The following is a 17,332-nucleotide window of genomic DNA, read 5'->3' as shown; positions in this document are numbered from 1 at the left end:
CCTAACGGAGTGTTTATGGTAGTCAAGGTCCTGGTGGTGGATGATTCCGGTTTTTTCCGCCGCCGCGTCTCGGAAATTCTGTCGGCTGACCCGACGATTCAAGTGATCGGCACCGCCACCAATGGCAAGGAAGCCATCGATCAGGCGCTGGCGCTCAAGCCGGACGTGATCACGATGGATTACGAGATGCCGTTGATGGATGGCATCACGGCCGTGCGTCATATCATGCAGCGCTGTCCGACCCCGGTATTGATGTTTTCCTCGCTGACCCACGAGGGCGCCCGCGTGACCCTCGATGCGCTGGATGCCGGGGCGGTGGATTTTTTGCCGAAAAACTTCGAAGACATCTCGCGCAACCCCGAGAAGGTCAAGCAGATGCTGTGCGAAAAGGTTCACAGCATCTCGCGCAGCAACCGCCGAATGTCCAGCTACAGCGCGCCAGCGCCTGCGGTCTCAGCCCCTGCGCCTGTGCCTCGGCCTGCCCTTGGCGGTTTTGTGCCCCCCGCGCCGACCGCCTCGTTGCCCCCTGCGCGCACCACGCCGATTGCCAGCCGTGGCGCGCCTGCACCGGCATCAACGTCGGGCATGCCCAAGCGCAAGGCCTACAAACTGGTCGCCATCGGCACCTCGACCGGCGGGCCGGTGGCCTTGCAGCGGGTGTTGACCCAGTTGCCGGGCAATTTTCCGGCGCCGATTGTGCTGGTGCAGCACATGCCGGCGGCGTTTACCAAGGCGTTTGCCGAGCGCCTGGACAAGCTGTGCCGCATCAGCGTCAAGGAAGCCGAAGACGGCGACATCCTGCGCCCCGGCCTGGCCCTGCTGGCACCGGGCGGCAAGCAAATGATGATTGACGGTCGCGGCGCGGTACGCATCCTGCCGGGTGACGAGCGTTTGAACTACAAGCCGTGTGTGGATATCACCTTCGGTTCGGCTGCCAAGTCCTTTGGTGACAAAGTTTTGGCGGTGGTCCTGACCGGTATGGGCGCGGACGGCCGTGAAGGTGCCCGCATGCTCAAGCAGGGCGGCAGTCAGGTGTGGGCACAGGACGAAGCCAGCTGCGTGATTTACGGCATGCCGATGGCCATCGTCAAAGCCAACCTGGCCGACGCGGTGTACAGCCTTGATGACATCGGCAAACACCTGGTGGAGGCCTGCCACTGATGGATGTGCTCAGCCTGATTGGCATCATCATGGCGTTTGTCGCGATCATCGGCGGCAACTACCTGGAGGGCGGCCATCTCGGCGCCCTGGCCAATGGTCCGGCAGCGCTGATCGTGCTGGGCGGGACGGTGGGCGCGGCACTGTTGCAGTCGCCCATGAGCGCATTCAAGCGGGCGATGCAGACCGTGGTGTGGATCTTGTTTCCGCCGCGTATCGACATGGCGGGGGGCATTGACCGTGTCGTCAACTGGAGCCTGACGGCGCGCAAGGAAGGCTTGCTGGGCCTGGAAGGCGTGGCCGACACCGAGCCCGACAATTATTCGCGCAAGGGCCTGCAGTTGCTGGTTGACGGGGTTGAGCCAGAAACCATTCGCAGCGTGCTGGAGGTCGATTACATGACCCAGGAAAGCCGCGACATCGAAGCCGCCAAAGTATTTGAAAGCATGGGCGGTTATGCGCCGACCATCGGCATTATCGGCGCGGTCATGGGCCTGATCCATGTGATGGGCAATCTGGCCGATCCGGGACAACTGGGCAGCGGAATTGCGGTGGCGTTTGTGGCGACCATTTACGGGGTAGCCAGTGCCAACCTGGTGTTGCTGCCCATCGCCAGCAAGCTCAAGGCCATTGCCATGCGCCAGTCGCTGTACCGCGAAATGCTGCTCGAAGGCATCCTGTCGATTGCCGAAGGCGAGAATCCGCGCTCAATCGAACTCAAGCTTCAAGGCTTCACGGGTTAACTATGAGCCGTCGCCGTCGCCCTGCGGATGAACACATCAATCACGAGCGCTGGCTGGTGTCCTACGCGGACTTCATCACCTTGCTGTTTGCCTTCTTCGTGGTCATGTACTCGATTTCCTCGATCAACGAAGGCAAGTATCGGGTGATCTCCCAGGCGCTGGTGGGCGTGTTCAATGACACCGAGCGCAGCATCAAGCCGGTGCCCATTGGTCAGGAACGCCCGCTGACGGTCGCGCCTGCCGAACCCTTGATCAAAGACAGTGAACATACCGACGCGGGCCTTGGGCAAGTCCCCGATGACCCGCTTAAAACCATTGCCAATGACATCACCCATGCGTTTGGCGACTTGATCGCGTCCAAACAATTGACCGTGCGCGGCAATGAGTTGTGGGTTGAAATCGAACTCAACTCAAGCTTGCTGTTCGGCAGTGGCGACGCGATGCCCAGCAATGCAGCGTTCACCATTATCGACAAGGTGGCAGCGATCCTGAAGCCGTTCGAAAACCCGATTCACGTCGAGGGCTTTACGGACGATCTGCCGATCCGTACTGCGCAATATCCCACCAACTGGGAACTGTCGTCGGCACGCTCGGCGAGCATCGTGCGCATGCTGGCGATGCAGGGCGTGAACCCGGGGCGCATGGCGTCGGTGGGTTACGGCGAGTTCCAGCCGGTGGCCAATAACGCAACCCCGGAGGGGCGTGCGCTCAACCGTCGGGTGGTGCTGGTGGTGTCGCGTAACCTGGAGGTGCGTCGCAGCCTGACCGGTACGGGAACCGCCAACGCGACACCGGATGCCGCCCTCAAGCGTGCTGGCACACAAACTGCACCGCCACAGACACAGCCACTGGTTAGAGGGAATGCCGTCAATTCCCCGTCACCAACCCTATAGTCTCGGCCGGCACGCATGCAGCCGGGAGGAACAACTGAATGAGAGTCTGGGCAGTAGCCAATCAAAAAGGTGGGGTCGGCAAGACCACCACATCCATCGCTCTGGCCGGTTTGCTGGCAGAAGCGGGAAAGCGGGTGGTTGTGGTCGATCTCGACCCGCACGGCTCCATGACCAGTTATTTCGGGTATGACCCCGATGGTCTGGAACACAGCGTGTATGACCTCTTTCTGCATCAGGGCCAGGTGCCGGAAGGTCTGGCTGCGCAATTGCTGCTGCCCACCAGCCACGAGAAGATTGCCTTGCTGCCGGCGACCACCGCCCTGGCGACCCTGGAACGTCAGGCGCCGGGGCAAAGTGGCCTGGGCCTGGTGATTGCGCGCAGCCTGGCGCAACTGTGGCAGGACTATGACTACGCCATCATCGACAGCCCGCCGATCCTGGGTGTGCTGATGGTCAACGCATTGGCGGCCAGCCAGCAATTGATCATTCCGGTGCAGACCGAGCATCTGGCCCTCAAGGGCCTGGAGCGCATGGTCCACACCCTGCGCATGATCAATCGCTCGCGGGCGCAGGAACTGCCGTTTTGCATCGTGCCGACCTTGTTTGACCGCCGTACCCAGGCCTCGATGAGCACCTTGCGGGTGTTGCGCGACGTGTATCCCGACACCCTGTGGCAGGGCTTCATCCCGGTCGACACCCGCTTGCGTGATGCCAGCCGGGCAGGGCAGACGCCTTCGCAGTTCGATGACAAGACCCGGGGGGTAATCGCCTATCGTGCGTTGCTCAAGCACGTACTGACCCGCCAGCTTGCCCCTCAGGTGGCTTGAGGTGGACGGTTATTCAAGTATCGGTCCCGTGTGGCCGATAACGTCTACAAGTCTCTGTCGCGAGGCTGTTGAGTGGGGCACTTTATGACGCAGCCGATAGCACTTTCCAACCGCTCGCAAGTGGCGTTGCAGTCGTATCTGGACGACTTGCTGTTTGATGCAACCCAGGCGCTGGAGTCGGTTGAACCCGCTGCGCCGGAACTTGAACCGGCCACTGACGCGCCTGTTGAAGCGCCGCTGGCCATGCCGGTGGAACTCTCGCAAGTGGGCGTGCCCGCCGAAGCGCTGGCCCATCCGTTGGTCGAGGTTCATCGGCCAAGTGCGCCCGGTGCGCATTTGCCGATACCCGATGATGGCCGCCCCGCGTGGGCCGCAGAACCCTTCGAGTGCCTGCTGTTCGACGTGGCCGGGTTGACCCTGGCGGTGCCGTTGGTGTGCCTGGGTTCTATCTATTCGCTGGCCGGTCGTGAACTGACGCCGCTGTTTGGTCAGCCGGACTGGTTCCTGGGGATACTGCCGAGCCAGAGCGGCAAGCTCAACGTGCTGGATACCGCGCGCTGGGTGATGCCCGAGCGCTATCGCGATGATTTTCGCGAGGGCCTGCAATACGTTATTTCCGTGCAGGGCTACGAGTGGGGGTTGGCGGTGCATCAAGTCAGCCGCTCATTGCGCCTGCATCCGAACGAAATCAAATGGCGCTCCCAGCGTGGGCAGCGGCCGTGGCTGGCGGGCACCGTGATTGAACACATGTGCGCATTGCTGGACGTGGCGCAATTGGCCGAGTTGATTGCCAAGGGCAAGCAGTAATTATTTAAATCAGCGGTATTCAGTCAAGGGTTTGGTGTATGAAACAGTCAGCCGCACAACAAAGTAGTGAAGATCCAATCCTGCAATGGGTGACCTTCAAGCTGGACAACGAGACCTACGGCATCAATGTGATGCAAGTCCAGGAAGTGCTGCGTTACACCGAAATTGCCCCGGTCCCCGGTGCGCCTTCCTACGTGCTGGGCATTATCAACCTGCGCGGCAACGTGGTGACGGTCATCGATACGCGTCAGCGTTTTGGCCTCTACAACGCAGAAATCACCGACAATTCGCGCATCGTCATCATCGAAGCGGACAAACAAGTGGTCGGGATTCTGGTCGACAGCGTGGCCGAGGTGGTTTACCTGCGTCAGTCTGAAATCGAAACGGCGCCTAATGTGGGCAACGACGAGTCGGCCAAGTTTATCCAGGGCGTATGCAACAAGAACGGCGAACTGCTGATTCTGGTTGAGCTGGACAAAATGATGACCGAAGAAGAATGGTCGGATCTGGAGAACATCTGATTGATCCTTGAGGTGGCGGTAATCGTCCTGGGCCTGTTGTGGGCCGTGACCCTGTGGTTGTTCGTGAGCCATGTGCGCCGTCAGCGCGTGCTCGCGGCGCAGCAGGTTGCGGGCGATGAGCAGCGTGACCGGCGCCTCAGGGAACTGGCGCGGCGGCTGGACACCTACCAGAACGGCAATGTGCAAATGGGTGAAGACCTGCACGAGCTGCGCGCGGTGGTCGCCCCGTTGCCCGAGAAGCTGACCCAGCTGGAACAGCGCGACCCCACCAGCCTGTCGTTCAACCAGGCAGCGCGCCTGGTCAGCATGGGCGCCAGCGTTGACGAACTGACCCAGGCCTGTGGTTTGACTCAGGCCGAGGCCGAGTTGATGAGCAAGATGCACAAGGGCTGAACCTGCATCTGCATCTGATCCTGTGGGAGCGGGCTTGCTCGCGATAAGGTCGACGCGATTAAGTTGAAAGACCGCAGCGCCTGCATCGCGAGCAAGCCCGCTCCCACAGATCAGTTCATGGCGTCTTCTCCTGCAGCGCCTGTTTCAACGCTTCAATCATTCGCACCCTTGGCCCTTGTGCATGACTGATCAGCATAATCCTGCGGTCATAGCGTTCGTCACCCACAGGCTCCACGACACAACTGTCCGTCCAGCGCTCAATCCCCGACCAGCAAGGCACCAGGCTGACTCCCAACCCCTGCGCGGTCAGCAGGGCGATGGTTTCCAGCGCATCCAGATCCAGCAGGGCGGCTGGTTTGAGCCCCTGGTCTTGCAGGTACTGGACGGCATGGCGGCCCCCCCACGCATCCGGGTCATATTGGATATACGGGCAGTTTTGCAGGCGCGCGTCGATGCCCTGGGTTGAGTGCTCATTGGAGATAAACACCAAGGGTTCCTTGCGTAGCAATACCCCATCGAAGGTCTTGGCCAGCGTGAACGGCGGCGCGACCACTATCGCGGCATCCAGTTCGTTGGCCTCCAGCGCCTGATACAGCGAGCGGGATGTCCCTGGAACGATCACCGGTTTCAGTTGGGGAGTTGAGCGGGTCAGGCTGCGCAAGGCCTGGGGCAGAAGGCCCGTGAGTACCGTCGAAATCGCACCGATGCGCAAGGGACCGGTCAGGCCCAGGGCGTCGACGTCACTTGCCAGAAGCGCCACTTCATCGACGATGCTTCTGGCCCTGGGCAGCAATTCCACGCAGGCCAGGCTGGGCTTGGCCTCGTGGCCGACCCGCACCAGAAGCTGGAGCCCCAATTGCCGTTCGAGCGCCACAATACGCTGGCTGACCGCGGCAGCCGTCAGGTTTTCCAGGCGGGCCGCCTTGGCGATTGACCCGCATTCCACCACGGCGATCAGGCTTCTGAGATAGCGCGTATCCATAAGAATTTCTTTCTTTTATGGAAAAAATAACAGGTTATCTCTTTTGAATGGCGCACTGCATGATTTCCTGCAGGGGCATTGGGCTATTTCAAGTTTCAGGAGGTTACTGTGCAATCACTCTTTCATTTTGCTTATCACGTTCACGATCTGGGCTCGGCGCGCCGCTTTTACTGCGATGTGCTGGGCTGCGCGGAAGGTCGCAGCACTGATACGTGGCTGGACATCGATTTTTTCGGCCATCAATTGTCCTTGCACCTGGGTGAGCCGTTTGCCGTCAGCAACACCGGTAAAGTGGGCGATCACTGGGTGCCCATGCCGCATTTCGGGGTGGTGCTGAGCATGCCTGACTGGCTGGCCTTGAAAGAGCGTCTGATGGATCGCGGCGTGGAGTTTGTGCTGGAGCCGACCCTTCGTTTTGTCGGGACCCCGGGGGAGCAGGCGACGATGTTTTTCCTCGATCCTTCGGGCAACCCCATCGAGATCAAGGGTTTTACAGAGTGGGCGTCGGTGTATGCCCAGTAACGCAGTCATGAGCAGAGGTTGAATACAGCATGAGCTTTCTCGACACGGCGGACGCCCACTCGATTGCCGAACAGGTCCGTACCGCGCACCTGAGCCCCGGCAGAGTGGCCGAGCATTTTCTGAACCAGACAAACGCCCGTGAGTCTGCGATCCGGGCGTTCGTCGCCCTCGACCCGCAGGTGGTGCGCAAACAGGCACAGGGGCTGAGCAGCCCCGGGATCAACGGCTTGCTGGCCGGAGTGCCGATTGGGGTCAAGGACATCATTGATACCCGCGACCACCCCACGGGTTTTTACTCCCCGATCTATGACAACAACTGGCCGTCTCGCGATGCCCATGTGGTTGCGCTGCTGCGACAGGCGGGAGCGGTGATCATGGGCAAGACCCACACCACCGAGTTTGCCTATATGCAAACCGGGCCGACCCGCAATCCCCATGATCTGGACCGGACTCCAGGCAGCTCCAGTGCCGGTTCTGCTGCAGGCATGGCCGCGGGTTTCTTTCCTGTGGCGCTGGGCACGCAAACGGCGGGCTCGCTGCTCAAGCCTGCGTCCTATTGCGGGCTGTATGCGTTCAAACCTTCCTATGGGCTGGTTTCGCTGGAAGGGATCAAACCCTTGGCGCCCAGCTTCGACACGCTGGGCTGGTATGGCCGGTCGGTTCGCGACCTGGCGCTCGTCGCTCAGGTACTGGTGCCCGGTTTGCCGCAATCGGCTCGGGAGAGCGGCAGCAGGACGTTCGGGTTTTGTCGTACTGCGCGCTGGGACCAGGTGGACCCGATGGTGGCTGACGCTTTACTGGCGGCGGTCCAGAGGTTGAAGGCTGCAGGCCACACCGTGACCACAGTGGACCTGCCGGATGATTTTGCGAACGTGTTTGACGACCACCTGTTGATCAATGACTGCGAGGGCGCACGGTCGCTGTCCAAAGAGTGGCAATCGAGCCCTGAACTGCTGAGCCCGTCAGTGGTGGCCATGATCGAGCGGGCCAGGGGTACGACATGGGAGCATGAGTCAGCGGCCAAGGCTCGCCTGGCTGCGCAGGCACCGAGACTGCAGGCGATTTTTGCACCCTTCGATGGGATGCTGAGCGTTACCTGCGGCATGGTTGCGCCCCTGGGCCTGGAAACGACGGGTCCTTCGGACTTTTGCAAATGCTGGATGGCATTCGGGCTGCCTCAAATCAACATTCCCTTACCCAGGCAGCCGGGTGAACTGCCGGTGGGGTTGCAACTGATTGGTGGTTTTCGTCAGGACAGTGTGCTGCTTGAGGCTGCGCAGCAGGTGGACAGTGCCTTGCGATCGTGAGGGTGCCAAACCATGCCCTGTGGGAGCGGGTTTGCTCGCGAGGGTGTCGACACGGTTTGACTGACTGACCGCTGTGCCGTCGATCGCAGCCTTCGTTCCTCGGCAGCGACTACAAGGTCTGAGGCTGTCAGGGGGTGATATCCCGCTCTTGCGGCTCGGCATCCGGATCAAACCCTGTCGGGAATTTGCCTTTGAGCTGCCAGGCAAAGGCAATGATTTCTGCCAGGGTTCGGTACAACTCCTGCGGGATGCTGTCGCCCAATTCCATGCGCGCCAGTAATTTGACCAGCTCGGCATTTTCATAGATCGGCACCCCATGCTCGCGGGCCAGTATGAGGATGGCTTGCGCCAATTCATCGTCGCCTTTGGCGGTGAGGGTAGGGGCCTGTTTGCCGTCGTATTTGAGGGCTATCGCCTGGCGGGGTACGGACTCTGTGTTCATGCGGTTTCGTCCACCCAGCGTTGTTCCAGTCGGGTGTGGCCGCTCTGTGGCGGGGTGCCCTGGTGGCAGTCCAGATCGGTCACGCTCAACCCTGCGTCGTTCAAACGCTGGCGCAAGTCGCCCAGCTGGCTCTCGATCAAGTGCGCCGTAGAGGCCTGTTCGGCCCACAGCTGGCCCGACAGGTTGCCGCGCAGCAGCTGCGCCTGCACATGCAGCGGACCCAGAGGTGCGAGGTCGAAGGCCAGTTCTACCCGCCACAGCGGGTCCTTGATTTCCCGGGGCTCGGGTGTGTCTTGTGGCTCTTTTTCGGGCGGGTCTTCTCGCTGAAACTTGACCTGCAAAGGCACGATGTCGTGCGCATTGCGCATGGGGATTTCCAGTTGCCATGTGGTCAGCACGCCGCCATCGGCCGTGCGTCCGCTTTGCTCAAGACTCGACAACTGATGACTTTGCAGGCGTGAAATGGCCGCCGCTGCCAGTTTCAGCAAGTTTTCCAGGCTGTCTTCATGTTCGCCGCTCTGCACCGAACGCTGGGGCAGGGGGAAACCGCCCGGCTGCGGCTTGGCGCTGACCTGGCCGAGCATGCCCAGGGCATTGCGCACAAAGGTCGGCAGTGCCTGGGCCTGGGTGCTGGCAGCCATGCCGGGATTGAAACCGGTACTGGCCGGTACGCCGGGCAGAATCTGCGCAATCAGTCGCAGCAACGTGGCCTTCATGTCCGGAGCCAGTGCTTGTACCTGACCGCTGAGCAACTTGGCTTCCAGGAATGCGCCGCTGTTGAGCAAAGCACTGCTCAGTGCTTTGGGGCTGCTCAGTTGCGAGGGTGTAGGCAATTGAGCCAACAGCGTGTCGATAGAGGCACGTAGTTCAGGAGGCATCTGTGCGTTGGGCGGCAGTTTTTGCAGGGCGCCGAGCAGTCCCTCCAGTGACCCTTGGCGGCTTTGTTGGATTGCGAGTTGCTGCGTGACGGCCAGTTGCTCCTGGCGCCCACTGAGCGGGACAAAGTTCAGGCTTTGCGCATCGTGCACCCGGGCGCTCAACAAACTGCCGATCCGCAAAGGCTGCGGGCTGTCCAGGGTCAGGGTGCTGCCGCTCAAGGCGCTGTTGAGCAGTGTGACCAACGAGCGATAGATTGCCGGTTGCCCGGCGGGTTGGGCCAACGCCTGGGTGGTCAGCACTTTGCCCTGGAGCAGCGTGCCCACGGGGACTTGTTGCGTATCAAGGCGGGTCAGGGTGGCGACGCTGCTACTCAGTGCCTGTTGCAGGCTGATCGCAAGATTGCCTGCTGAAGGCTGGGTCACGGCCAACTGTGTGCCCACGGGCAAAGGAAAGTTGCTGCTGGCCTGGACGTTGGTTTCCCGACCACCGGCCAGGGTCAGCTTGAGCAGCAACTGGAACGCCAGATCGTTTTGCTTGAGCGATATCACTTCTGCCTGGGCACTTTGGCCGGGTCTTATCAGGCCTTCGGCAGGCTGTAACAACGTGAGCACTTCACCGCCCACAAGACCGGGGCGCAGACTACTGGGCGTGGTTTGTGGAATAGGTGGAATATTCATGTCGCCTTTCATCGTAACAACCTGTCGAAATTGCCCTCTTTAGCGTAGGACATGGCATGTATAATGCTGCCCCGTCGTTCAGAGGGCATGAAAACATTGCAATTGTTTGATCCAGCTCTCTGAAACCGGCCGCAAATGCATTTATTCTGCATCACTTTAACGGCCGCGCCTGAGCCGACTTGAACCGTGAAGGCCTCAATTACGTGACCAGCCCTCTTTTAGAAGCCGTATCGCTCGCCTGTGAGCGTGACTGGCGGATGTTGTTCGAGAACCTCGAATTGCGTCTGGCCAGCGGTGACATGTTGCAAATCAGCGGCCCCAACGGCAGCGGCAAAACCAGCCTGCTGCGATTGTTGGCGGGCCTGATGCAGCCGACGGCGGGGGAAGTACGCCTCAACGGTCAGGCCTTGAGCAGTCAGCGCCATGAACTGACGACCAACCTGCTGTGGATCGGCCATGCCGCCGGGATCAAGGATTTGCTCACCGCCGAAGAGAACCTGGGCTGGCTCTGTGCGTTGCACCGCCCGGCCACCCGCGAAGCGATCTGGACGGCACTGGCGGCGGTAGGGCTCAAGGGCTTTGAAGATGTGCCGTGCCACACCTTGTCGGCCGGCCAGCAGCGGCGTGTGGCGCTGGCCCGTTTGTATCTGGACAGCCCGCCGTTGTGGATCCTCGACGAGCCTTTTACCGCGCTCGACAAACAAGGCGTGGCGCAACTCGAAGAACACCTGGCCCGCCACTGCGAAAGCGGCGGCATGGTGGTGCTTACCACACACCATACGTTGAGCCGGATGCCGGCCGGTTATCGCAATATCGACCTGGGGCAGTGGGCTGTATGAGTGTGTTCGCAACGTTGGTAACGCGTGAGGCGCGCTTGCTGTTTCGCCGTCCGGCCGAGTTGGCCAACCCCCTGGTATTTTTTGCAATTGTGATCGCCATGTTCCCTTTGGCGGTCGGACCCGAGACTCAATTGTTGCAAACCTTGTCTCCGGGGCTGCTGTGGGTCGCGGCGCTTTTAGCGGTTTTGCTCTCGCTGGACGGGCTTTTTCGCAGTGATTTTGAGGACGGATCCCTTGAACAGTGGGTCCTTTCGTCGCACCCCCTGCCACTACTGGTCTTGGCCAAAGTGCTGGCACACTGGCTGTTCTCCGGCCTGGCGCTGGTCATCCTGTCGCCACTGCTGGCCTTGATGCTGGGGCTGCCGGTAGCCTGCCTGCCGGTGTTGCTGATGTCATTGCTGCTCGGGACGCCGGTATTGAGCCTGCTCGGGGCCGTGGGGGCTGCACTGACCGTTGGCCTCAAGCGTGGCGGCCTGCTGCTGGCGTTGCTGATTTTGCCTTTATATATCCCGGTGCTGATCCTGGGCAGTGGCGCCTTGCAGGCGGCACTCCAGGGCATGCCCGCAACCGGTTATCTGCTGTGGCTTGGTAGCCTGACCGCCCTGGCAGTAACCCTGACACCCTTTGCTATAGCTGCCGGCCTGAAAATCAGCGTCGGTGAATAATGAGGTCTGGTCCCCGTGGACCAGTAAAGACCCTGGCTGGCATGACACTCGACCTGTCGTGACCGGCACCGTGATGGAAACAGCGTGATGAACTGGACTTGGTTTCACAAACTCGGCTCGCCCAAATGGTTCTATGCCATTAGTGGGCGGCTGTTGCCGTGGTTAAGCATTGCTGCCGTGTTGCTGATCACCTGCGGGGTGGTCTGGGGCCTGGCGTTTGCGCCGCCGGACTACCAGCAGGGCAACAGTTTCCGGATCATTTATATCCATGTTCCGGCCGCCATGCTGGCGCAGTCCTGCTATGTGATGCTGGCGGTGTGCGGTGTGGTGGGCCTGGTCTGGAAGATGAAAATCGCCGACGTGGCGCTGCAGGCTGCCGCGCCCATCGGTGCCTGGATGACCGCCGTGGCGCTGGTCACCGGTGCCGTCTGGGGCAAGCCGACCTGGGGCTCGTGGTGGGTCTGGGATGCGCGCCTGACCTCGATGCTGATCCTGCTGTTTCTGTATTTCGGCCTGATTGCCCTGGGCAATGCCATCACTAACCGCGACAGCGCGGCCAAAGCCTGCGCGGTGTTGGCGATTGTGGGCGTGATCAATATCCCGATCATCAAGTACTCGGTGGAGTGGTGGAACACCCTGCATCAGGGCGCGACCTTCACCCTCACCGAAAAACCGGCCATGCCCATGGAAATGTGGATGCCGCTGCTGCTCACGGTGCTGGGCTTTTATTGCTTCTTTGGCGCAGTGCTGCTGTTGCGCATGCGCCTGGAAGTGCTCAAGCGCGAGGCCCGCAGCAGCTGGGTCAAGGCTGAGGTGTTGAAGGCACTGGAGGGCGCGAGATGAGTTTTGCTTCTTTTGGTGACTTCATCGCCATGGGCCATCACGGGGTGTATGTCTGGTCGGCCTACGGCATTTGCCTGGCGGTACTGGCGTTGAACGTGGCGCTGCCGATCATGGCGCGCCGACGTTATTTGCAACAAGAGGCGCGTCGTTTGCGTCGGGAGAATATGAAGTGAATCCGCTGCGTAAAAAACGTTTGATCATCATCCTGGCGATTCTGGTGGGTGTGGGCGCTGCCGTGGCCCTTGCCCTGAGCGCCTTGCAGCAGAACATCAACCTGTTCTATACCCCGACCCAAATCGCCAATGGCGAAGCGCCACTGGACACCCGTATCCGTGCCGGTGGCATGGTTGAAGCCGGATCGCTCAAGCGTTCGGGCGACTCGCTGGACGTACAGTTCGTGGTCACCGATTTCAACAAGTCCGTGACCATCACCTACCGCGGCATCCTCCCGGATCTGTTCCGTGAAGGGCAGGGCATCGTCGCGCTGGGCAAGCTCAATGCCCAGGGCGTGGTAGTGGCCGATGAAGTGCTGGCCAAGCACGACGAAAAATACATGCCGCCTGAAGTCACCAAGGCGTTGAATGAAAGCGGCCTGTCCGCGCCTGTGCCGGCGAGTGAGGGTAAGTACTGATGTCTGGACTCTATATTCCTGAATTGGGCCATCTGGCCATGATTCTGGCGCTGTGCTTTGCCATTGTGCAGGCCATCGTGCCGCTGCTGGGTGCCTGGCGCGGCGACAAATTGTGGATGAGCCTGGCGCAACCCGCCGCCTGGGGGCAGTTTGCCTTCTTGTTGTTCTCGTTCGGCTGCCTGACGTATGCCTTCATGGCCGATGATTTCTCGGTGGCGTACGTGGCGAGCAACTCCAACAGTGCGCTGCCGTGGTACTACAAGTTCAGTGCCGTGTGGGGCGCCCACGAAGGTTCGCTGCTGCTGTGGGCCATGATTCTGGGCGGCTGGACCTTCGCCGTGTCGATCTTCTCGCGGCAATTGCCGCAAGTGATGCTGGCGCGGGTGCTGGCGATCATGGGCATGATCAGCGTGGGCTTCCTGCTGTTTTTGATCCTGACCTCGGATCCGTTCGTACGCTTGCTGCCGCAGATTCCTTCGGACGGTAATGACCTTAACCCGCTGCTGCAGGACATCGGCCTGATTGTTCACCCGCCGATGCTGTACATGGGTTATGTCGGTTTCTCGGTGGCCTTTGCTTTCGCCATTGCCGCCTTGCTGGGCGGTCGACTGGACGCTGCATGGGCACGCTGGTCCCGCCCGTGGACCATCGTGGCGTGGGCCTTCCTCGGTATCGGCATCACCCTGGGTTCATGGTGGGCGTACTACGAACTTGGCTGGGGCGGCTGGTGGTTCTGGGACCCGGTGGAGAACGCCTCGTTCATGCCGTGGCTGGTGGGCACTGCCCTGATTCACTCGCTGGCCGTGACCGAAAAACGTGGCGTGTTCAAAAGCTGGACCGTGCTGCTGGCCATTGCCGCGTTTTCCCTGAGCCTGCTGGGTACTTTCCTGGTCCGTTCCGGCGTACTGACCTCGGTGCATGCATTCGCCTCCGACCCTGAGCGCGGCGTTTTCATCCTGATCTTCCTGCTATTTGTGGTGGGCGGCTCGCTGACCCTGTTTGCGTTGTGTGCGCCAGTGGTTAAAAGCCACGTCAGCTTCAAGCTGTGGTCGCGGGAGACCTTGCTGCTGGGCAACAACCTGGTGCTGGTGGTGGCCGCGTCGATGATTCTGCTCGGCACCCTGTACCCGCTGATTGTGGATGCCATCAGCGGCGCCAAGATGTCGGTGGGCCCGCCGTACTTCAACGCCATGTTCATCCCGCTGATGGGGTTGCTGATGGTGGTGATGGCGGTGGGCATGCTGGTGCGCTGGAAAGACACCCCGGTCAAATGGCTGTTGGGCATGCTGACCCCGGTGTTGCTGGGCAGCGCCGCGCTGTCGGCGATTGCCGGCGTGGCTTATGGCGATTTCAACTGGGCCGTGCTGACCACCTTTATGCTGGCGTCCTGGGTGCTGCTGGCCGGGGTGCGCGACATTGGTGACAAAACCCGTCACAAAGGCCTGATCAAAGGCGTACGCAGCCTGACCCGCAGCTACTGGGGCATGCAGATTGCCCACCTGGGTATCGCCGTGTGCGCCCTGGGTGTGGTGCTGTCGAGCCAGAACAGTGCCGAGCGCGATTTGCGCCTGGCGCCGGGCGAGTCGATGGAGCTGGGCGGTTATCACTTCATCTTTGAAGGTGCCAAGCACTTCCAGGGCCCGAACTTCACGTCGGACAAAGGCACCGTGCGTGTGATCCGTAACGGCAAGGAAGTCAGCGTGCTGCACCCGGAAAAACGCCTGTACACGGTGCAGAACTCGATGATGACCGAGGCCGGGATCGACGCCGGTTTCACCCGTGATCTCTACGTCGCCCTGGGCGAGCCCTTGGGCGATGGCGCCTGGGCGGTGCGGGTGCATGTGAAGCCGTTTGTCCGCTGGATCTGGTTTGGCGGCCTGCTCACAGGTTTTGGTGGATTGCTGGCAGCGATGGACCGTCGTTACCGGGTCAAGGTTAAAAGCCGCGTGCGTGAAGCATTGGGCATGACAGGAGCCACGGCATGAGACGCTGGTTGATGCTGATCCCCCTGGCCGTGTTCTTGGGCATGGCGTGGTTTCTCTACAGAGGCTTGTACCTGGACCCGACCGAGTTGCCGTCGGCGATGATCGACAAGCCGTTCCCGGCATTCAGCCTGCCTGCGGTGGAGGGCGACAAGGTCCTGACCGAGGCCGACCTCAAGGGCAAGCCTGCGCTGGTCAACGTGTGGGCCACCTGGTGCATTTCATGCCGGGTCGAACACCCGATGCTGACCAAGCTGGCAGAGCAGGGCGTGGTGATCTACGGCGTGAACTACAAGGACGTCAACGCGGACGCGAAAAAGTGGCTCAAGGAGTTCCACAACCCGTACCAGCTGGACATCGACGATGCTGATGGCACCCTGGGCCTGAACCTGGGCGTGTACGGCGCGCCCGAGACATTCCTGATCGACAGCAAGGGCATCATTCGCCACAAGTTTGTGGGTGTGATCGACGAAACCGTGTGGCGCGAGCAGCTTGCGGGCAAATATCAGGCACTGGTTGACGAGGCCAAACCATGAAGCGCTGGCTAGCCGCTGTGGTGTTCGGGTTGACGTTGACGGGTATTGCCCATGCCGCCATCGACACCTACGAGTTTGCCAACGACGCCGAGCGCGAGCGTTTTCGCGAACTGACCAAGGAACTGCGCTGCCCCAAGTGCCAGAATCAGGACATTGCCGATTCCAACGCACCGATTGCCACCGACCTGCGCCGCGAGATCTTCCGCATGCTGGGCGAGGGCAAGGACAACCAGCAGATCCTCGATTTCATGGTCGCCCGCTACGGCGATTTCGTGCTCTACAAACCGGCCCTGACCAGCAAGACGGCAGTGCTCTGGTTTGGCCCGCTGGCCTTGCTGGTGGGGGGGCTGGTAGTGATTGGCGTCATCGTGGGGCGCCGTCGTCGCACAGGTCAGACCGAAAGCTCGGACACACTTTCTGTCGAGGAGCGCAAGCGCCTCGACACTTTGCTGGATAAAACCAAAGATGATTGATTTCTGGCTCGCAGCAGGCTTGCTGCTACTCATAGCCCTCAGCTTTTTATTGATCCCGGTATTGCGTGGCCGCCGCGCCCAGCGCGAAGAAGACCGCACCGCATTGAATGTCGCGCTGTACCAGGAGCGTGTCGCCGAGTTGCAGCAGCAGCGCGAAGAGGGCGTGTTGACCCCCGAGCAATTTGAAACCGGCCGCGCCGAAGCGGCCCGCGAATTGCTCGCTGACACCGAAGGCGTTGCTCCGGGTCGGGTTTCCAGCCTGGGCAAGGCCATTCCGTTGCTGGCGGCTGTGCTGGTGCCGGTGCTGGGCTTGGGGCTGTACCTGCACTTTGGTTCCAGCGATAAAGTCGAACTGACCCGCGAGTTTTCGCAACCGCCGCAATCCCTTGAAGAAATGGTCGCGCGCCTGGAGCGTGCCGCTGCTGCGCAACCGGATTCGGCCGAAGGCCTGTACTTCCTGGGTCGCGCCTACATGGCGCAAAACCGTCCGGCGGAGGCGGCCAAGGTGTTCGAGCGCGCTGCCAACCTGGCCGGGCGTCAGCCTGAGTTGCTGGGCCAGTGGGCGCAGGCGAAGTACTTCGCCGACGACAAAAAGTGGAGTGACACGCTCCAGGCACTGACCGACGAAGCCCTCAAGGCCGACCCGAAAGAAGTCACCAGCCTGGGTCTGCTGGGCATTGCCGCCTTTGAAGAGCGGCGCTTCCAGGAGGCCATTGGCTACTGGCAGCGTTTGATGGATGAGCTGCCCGAAGGCGATGCTTCACGTTCTGCCCTCGAAGGCGGTATCGCCAAAGCCCGCGAGCAGCTGCAGGCCAGCGGCGCCAAGGTGGAGGCGGCGCCGGTGGCCAAGGCGATGGCGTCGATCAAGGTGAACGTCGATCTGGCGGATGCGGTCAAGGCCAGTGCCTTGCCGGGCGACAGCGTATTCATTTTCGCCCGTGCGGTATCCGGCCCACCGGCACCGCTCGCGGTCAAGCGCGTGACCGTTGCGGACCTGCCGATTACGGTTGAGCTGGGCGATGTCGACGCAATGATGCCGCAATTGAAACTGTCCAACTTTCCTGAAGTCCAACTGATGGCACGCATCTCCCGTGCTGGTCAGCCGACGGCGGGCGAGTGGGTAGGGCGTAGCCAGCCGTTGTCCAGCAGCACTCAAGAGCTGCAACAGCTGACGATCGACAGCCCGGACAAGTAAAATTGATGCAATTCATG

General features: G+C 61.0%; 21 protein-coding genes. 18 read left to right on the top strand and 3 right to left on the bottom strand.

Translation table 11 applies throughout. From position 1 onward, the window contains the following. The first annotated feature begins 15 nt into the window (after nucleotides 1-15). From AC19YQ_RS10120 to AC19YQ_RS10090, 7 genes are all read left to right on the top strand, one after another. Nucleotides 16-1,161, top strand: coding sequence for a protein-glutamate methylesterase/protein-glutamine glutaminase (locus AC19YQ_RS10120; RefSeq protein ID WP_500595050.1), 1,146 nt, complete (start codon nucleotides 16-18; stop codon nucleotides 1,159-1,161). Continuing rightward, on the top strand, nucleotides 1,161-1,901 hold the full coding sequence (locus tag AC19YQ_RS10115; RefSeq protein WP_133076022.1) for a flagellar motor protein: 741 nt from the start codon (nucleotides 1,161-1,163) through the stop codon (nucleotides 1,899-1,901). Before AC19YQ_RS10120 ends, AC19YQ_RS10115 begins: the two co-directional genes overlap by 1 nt. A gap of 2 nt (nucleotides 1,902-1,903) precedes the next feature. Beyond that, nucleotides 1,904-2,794 (top strand): flagellar motor protein MotD, encoded by an 891-nt coding sequence (motD, locus tag AC19YQ_RS10110; RefSeq protein WP_219261014.1) that lies wholly within the window; start codon nucleotides 1,904-1,906, stop codon nucleotides 2,792-2,794. A gap of 38 nt (nucleotides 2,795-2,832) precedes the next feature. After that, on the top strand, nucleotides 2,833-3,621 hold the full coding sequence (locus tag AC19YQ_RS10105) for a ParA family protein (RefSeq protein ID WP_133076024.1): 789 nt from the start codon (nucleotides 2,833-2,835) through the stop codon (nucleotides 3,619-3,621). 84 nt (nucleotides 3,622-3,705) lie between these two features. Beyond that, a complete protein-coding gene (locus AC19YQ_RS10100) occupies nucleotides 3,706-4,428 on the top strand; it encodes a CheW domain-containing protein (protein ID WP_133076025.1) in 723 nt (240 codons plus the stop codon). Nucleotides 4,429-4,466: 38 nt separating this feature from the next. Then, entirely contained in the window at nucleotides 4,467-4,949 is a 483-nt protein-coding gene (locus AC19YQ_RS10095) for a chemotaxis protein CheW (RefSeq protein WP_133076026.1), read from the top strand. Then, nucleotides 4,950-5,342 (top strand): DUF2802 domain-containing protein, encoded by a 393-nt coding sequence (locus AC19YQ_RS10090; protein ID WP_133076027.1) that lies wholly within the window; start codon nucleotides 4,950-4,952, stop codon nucleotides 5,340-5,342. A 115-nt stretch (nucleotides 5,343-5,457) separates the two neighbouring features. On the opposite strand, the gene AC19YQ_RS10085 is transcribed toward AC19YQ_RS10090, so the two are convergent. Then, nucleotides 5,458-6,324, bottom strand: coding sequence for a LysR substrate-binding domain-containing protein (locus AC19YQ_RS10085; protein WP_500595049.1), 867 nt, complete (start codon nucleotides 6,322-6,324; stop codon nucleotides 5,458-5,460). A 108-nt stretch (nucleotides 6,325-6,432) separates the two neighbouring features. Between AC19YQ_RS10085 and AC19YQ_RS10080 the strand changes: the two genes are divergently transcribed. Next, complete coding sequence (locus tag AC19YQ_RS10080; protein ID WP_339476766.1) at nucleotides 6,433-6,846, top strand: VOC family protein; 414 nt, start codon at nucleotides 6,433-6,435, stop codon at nucleotides 6,844-6,846. Nucleotides 6,847-6,875: 29 nt separating this feature from the next. Next, complete coding sequence (locus AC19YQ_RS10075; RefSeq protein ID WP_500595048.1) at nucleotides 6,876-8,153, top strand: amidase; 1,278 nt, start codon at nucleotides 6,876-6,878, stop codon at nucleotides 8,151-8,153. 127 nt (nucleotides 8,154-8,280) lie between these two features. On the opposite strand, the gene AC19YQ_RS10070 is transcribed toward AC19YQ_RS10075, so the two are convergent. Both AC19YQ_RS10070 and fliK read right to left on the bottom strand, forming a co-directional pair. Then, nucleotides 8,281-8,595, bottom strand: a complete 315-nt coding sequence (locus AC19YQ_RS10070; protein ID WP_500595047.1) for an EscU/YscU/HrcU family type III secretion system export apparatus switch protein — start codon at nucleotides 8,593-8,595, stop codon at nucleotides 8,281-8,283. Beyond that, nucleotides 8,592-10,163: a flagellar hook-length control protein FliK gene (fliK, locus tag AC19YQ_RS10065; protein ID WP_500595046.1), complete on the bottom strand. Its 1,572-nt coding sequence runs from the start codon at nucleotides 10,161-10,163 to the stop codon at nucleotides 8,592-8,594. The genes AC19YQ_RS10070 and fliK overlap by 4 nt, the downstream gene beginning before the upstream one ends. 245 nt (nucleotides 10,164-10,408) lie before the next feature. On the opposite strand from fliK, the gene ccmA reads away from it, so the two are divergent. From ccmA to ccmI, 9 genes are all read left to right on the top strand, one after another. Continuing rightward, on the top strand, nucleotides 10,409-10,990 hold the full coding sequence (gene ccmA / locus AC19YQ_RS10060) for a cytochrome c biogenesis heme-transporting ATPase CcmA (RefSeq protein WP_374105687.1): 582 nt from the start codon (nucleotides 10,409-10,411) through the stop codon (nucleotides 10,988-10,990). After that, nucleotides 10,987-11,655 (top strand): heme exporter protein CcmB, encoded by a 669-nt coding sequence (gene ccmB / locus AC19YQ_RS10055; protein ID WP_133076033.1) that lies wholly within the window; start codon nucleotides 10,987-10,989, stop codon nucleotides 11,653-11,655. Before ccmA ends, ccmB begins: the two co-directional genes overlap by 4 nt. Nucleotides 11,656-11,739: 84 nt before the next feature. After that, a complete protein-coding gene (locus tag AC19YQ_RS10050) occupies nucleotides 11,740-12,498 on the top strand; it encodes a heme ABC transporter permease (RefSeq protein WP_219261020.1) in 759 nt (252 codons plus the stop codon). Then, on the top strand, nucleotides 12,495-12,671 hold the full coding sequence (gene ccmD / locus AC19YQ_RS10045; protein WP_133076035.1) for a heme exporter protein CcmD: 177 nt from the start codon (nucleotides 12,495-12,497) through the stop codon (nucleotides 12,669-12,671). Before AC19YQ_RS10050 ends, ccmD begins: the two co-directional genes overlap by 4 nt. Continuing rightward, nucleotides 12,668-13,129: a cytochrome c maturation protein CcmE gene (gene ccmE, locus AC19YQ_RS10040; protein ID WP_133076036.1), complete on the top strand. Its 462-nt coding sequence runs from the start codon at nucleotides 12,668-12,670 to the stop codon at nucleotides 13,127-13,129. Before ccmD ends, ccmE begins: the two co-directional genes overlap by 4 nt. Beyond that, nucleotides 13,129-15,114, top strand: coding sequence for a heme lyase CcmF/NrfE family subunit (locus tag AC19YQ_RS10035; protein ID WP_500595045.1), 1,986 nt, complete (start codon nucleotides 13,129-13,131; stop codon nucleotides 15,112-15,114). The genes ccmE and AC19YQ_RS10035 overlap by 1 nt, the downstream gene beginning before the upstream one ends. Continuing rightward, on the top strand, nucleotides 15,111-15,647 hold the full coding sequence (locus AC19YQ_RS10030) for a DsbE family thiol:disulfide interchange protein (RefSeq protein ID WP_133076038.1): 537 nt from the start codon (nucleotides 15,111-15,113) through the stop codon (nucleotides 15,645-15,647). The genes AC19YQ_RS10035 and AC19YQ_RS10030 overlap by 4 nt, the downstream gene beginning before the upstream one ends. Further along, nucleotides 15,644-16,120 carry a cytochrome c-type biogenesis protein CcmH gene (locus AC19YQ_RS10025; protein WP_133076039.1) on the top strand — a complete coding sequence of 159 codons (477 nt, stop codon included), beginning with the start codon at nucleotides 15,644-15,646 and terminating at the stop codon, nucleotides 16,118-16,120. The genes AC19YQ_RS10030 and AC19YQ_RS10025 overlap by 4 nt, the downstream gene beginning before the upstream one ends. Next, the gene (gene ccmI / locus AC19YQ_RS10020; protein WP_339476748.1) at nucleotides 16,113-17,315 is read left to right on the top strand and encodes a c-type cytochrome biogenesis protein CcmI; all 1,203 of its coding nucleotides are present in this window, start codon (nucleotides 16,113-16,115) and stop codon (nucleotides 17,313-17,315) included. Before AC19YQ_RS10025 ends, ccmI begins: the two co-directional genes overlap by 8 nt. Nucleotides 17,316-17,332: the final 17 nt, after the last annotated feature.

The sequence above is a fragment of the Pseudomonas sp. MF06569 genome, assembly GCF_059862735.1.
Note: the sequence above shows the minus strand (reverse complement) of the source record. Positions and strands in the feature narration are given on the sequence as shown.

Excerpts from the sequence above, each read along its gene's own strand:
- AC19YQ_RS10120 (WP_500595050.1), top strand. The coding sequence starts at position 16 with ATGGTAGTCAAGGTCCTGGTGGTGGATGATTCCGGTTTTTTCCGCCGC.
- AC19YQ_RS10115 (WP_133076022.1), top strand. The coding sequence starts at position 1,161 with ATGGATGTGCTCAGCCTGATTGGCATCATCATGGCGTTTGTCGCGATC.
- motD (WP_219261014.1), top strand. The coding sequence starts at position 1,904 with ATGAGCCGTCGCCGTCGCCCTGCGGATGAACACATCAATCACGAGCGC.
- AC19YQ_RS10105 (WP_133076024.1), top strand. The coding sequence starts at position 2,833 with ATGAGAGTCTGGGCAGTAGCCAATCAAAAAGGTGGGGTCGGCAAGACC.
- AC19YQ_RS10100 (WP_133076025.1), top strand. The coding sequence starts at position 3,706 with ATGACGCAGCCGATAGCACTTTCCAACCGCTCGCAAGTGGCGTTGCAG.
- AC19YQ_RS10095 (WP_133076026.1), top strand. The coding sequence starts at position 4,467 with ATGAAACAGTCAGCCGCACAACAAAGTAGTGAAGATCCAATCCTGCAA.
- AC19YQ_RS10085 (WP_500595049.1), bottom strand. The coding sequence starts at position 6,324 with ATGGATACGCGCTATCTCAGAAGCCTGATCGCCGTGGTGGAATGCGGG.
- AC19YQ_RS10075 (WP_500595048.1), top strand. The coding sequence starts at position 6,876 with ATGAGCTTTCTCGACACGGCGGACGCCCACTCGATTGCCGAACAGGTC.
- AC19YQ_RS10070 (WP_500595047.1), bottom strand. The coding sequence starts at position 8,595 with ATGAACACAGAGTCCGTACCCCGCCAGGCGATAGCCCTCAAATACGAC.
- fliK (WP_500595046.1), bottom strand. The coding sequence starts at position 10,163 with ATGAAAGGCGACATGAATATTCCACCTATTCCACAAACCACGCCCAGT.
- ccmA (WP_374105687.1), top strand. The coding sequence starts at position 10,409 with ATGTTGTTCGAGAACCTCGAATTGCGTCTGGCCAGCGGTGACATGTTG.
- ccmB (WP_133076033.1), top strand. The coding sequence starts at position 10,987 with ATGAGTGTGTTCGCAACGTTGGTAACGCGTGAGGCGCGCTTGCTGTTT.
- ccmD (WP_133076035.1), top strand. The coding sequence starts at position 12,495 with ATGAGTTTTGCTTCTTTTGGTGACTTCATCGCCATGGGCCATCACGGG.
- AC19YQ_RS10035 (WP_500595045.1), top strand. The coding sequence starts at position 13,129 with ATGTCTGGACTCTATATTCCTGAATTGGGCCATCTGGCCATGATTCTG.
- AC19YQ_RS10030 (WP_133076038.1), top strand. The coding sequence starts at position 15,111 with ATGAGACGCTGGTTGATGCTGATCCCCCTGGCCGTGTTCTTGGGCATG.
- AC19YQ_RS10025 (WP_133076039.1), top strand. The coding sequence starts at position 15,644 with ATGAAGCGCTGGCTAGCCGCTGTGGTGTTCGGGTTGACGTTGACGGGT.
- ccmI (WP_339476748.1), top strand. The coding sequence starts at position 16,113 with ATGATTGATTTCTGGCTCGCAGCAGGCTTGCTGCTACTCATAGCCCTC.